This is a genomic window from Vibrio sp. Vb1337 (assembly GCF_033338715.1).
GTDB classification, from domain to species: Bacteria; Pseudomonadota; Gammaproteobacteria; order Enterobacterales; family Vibrionaceae; genus Vibrio; species Vibrio alginolyticus.
The window spans coordinates 1-1,007 of record NZ_JAWOTD010000311.1 but is presented as its reverse complement, the minus strand read 5'-3'; the positions used below and the strand labels follow the sequence as shown (position 1 = coordinate 1,007).

General features: G+C 45.2%; 1 protein-coding gene. It reads right to left on the bottom strand.

The features are described 5' to 3' along the window. Positions 1-142: 142 nt before the first annotated feature. Positions 143-1,006, bottom strand: coding sequence for a LysR family transcriptional regulator (locus R7E42_RS25860; RefSeq protein ID WP_318073366.1), 864 nt, complete (start codon positions 1,004-1,006; stop codon positions 143-145). Between the last annotated feature and the right edge of the window lies 1 nt (position 1,007).

The following is a 1,007-nucleotide window of genomic DNA, read 5'->3' as shown; positions in this document are numbered from 1 at the left end:
TGTCCATATCCTACTATCCATTTATCCTTTTCAAATAGTATGGATGAGAATGCCACAAATTTAACCATACTTACATTTGAGGCGCGGTAGGTGATAGGCTCTGCACAATCTTCATATTTGTACTGGTTTCATATCGGTAGCTTTATGTATGATGGGTAAGTTTGTCTTTTAACCAGTCATGAAAAAGTGCCACTTTTCTTGACGTTAACCGGAAGTTTGGGATCACCACATAATAGCCATAGCCGCTGTGAAGCTTTAGATTCCCAATATGTTGGATGTCACCACGCAAAATAGAAAATTGCGCCATAAAATCGGGCAGCAAAGCCAAGCCCTTCTCCATTCTCACGGCTTCACACGCCAAATAAAAATGCTCAAACCCGACGGAGTGATAGGTGATTGGGCACTCTAAACCGTTCTCCTGTTTGAACTGCTCCCACAGTTGCGGGCGAGTCGTTTGCGGAATAAATGGGTAATGGCTGATGGCTTGGTTGTCTGACAGCTCTGGTAGGTTGGTGTTGCCAATCAGCAACAAGGTTTCCTCACATAAGAGCTGGCTATATTCATAATGAGTAGAAAGAGGCAAACACCGCACATGCAGATCACTTTCGCCATGAATGTTTTTAACTGCGCCATCTCCGGTAAGAATTTTCACGCGAATATTTGGATGGCGCTGGTGGAAATCATCGATATTTGGCACCAGCCAAAGACTGGCAAATGAGGGTGTGACATCGACAACCAACAGCTCTTGATCGGTATTGGTCTGAATTAGGCTGGCGGTTGCATGCTGAATGAGCTCCAGAGCTTCTGTTATTTGGGGTAAATAGCGCTTTCCTTCCTCTGTTAGCTCCACGCCGTTTAACCCTCGATGAATGAGAGGAAGCCCAACGAGTTGCTCTAAAGATGCCATCTGTTTACTGACCGCTCCTTGTGTTACGCATAGGTCATCGGCGGCTTTAGAAAAGCTGAGATAGTTAGCCACAGCAACAAAAGTCCTCAATGCACGAATG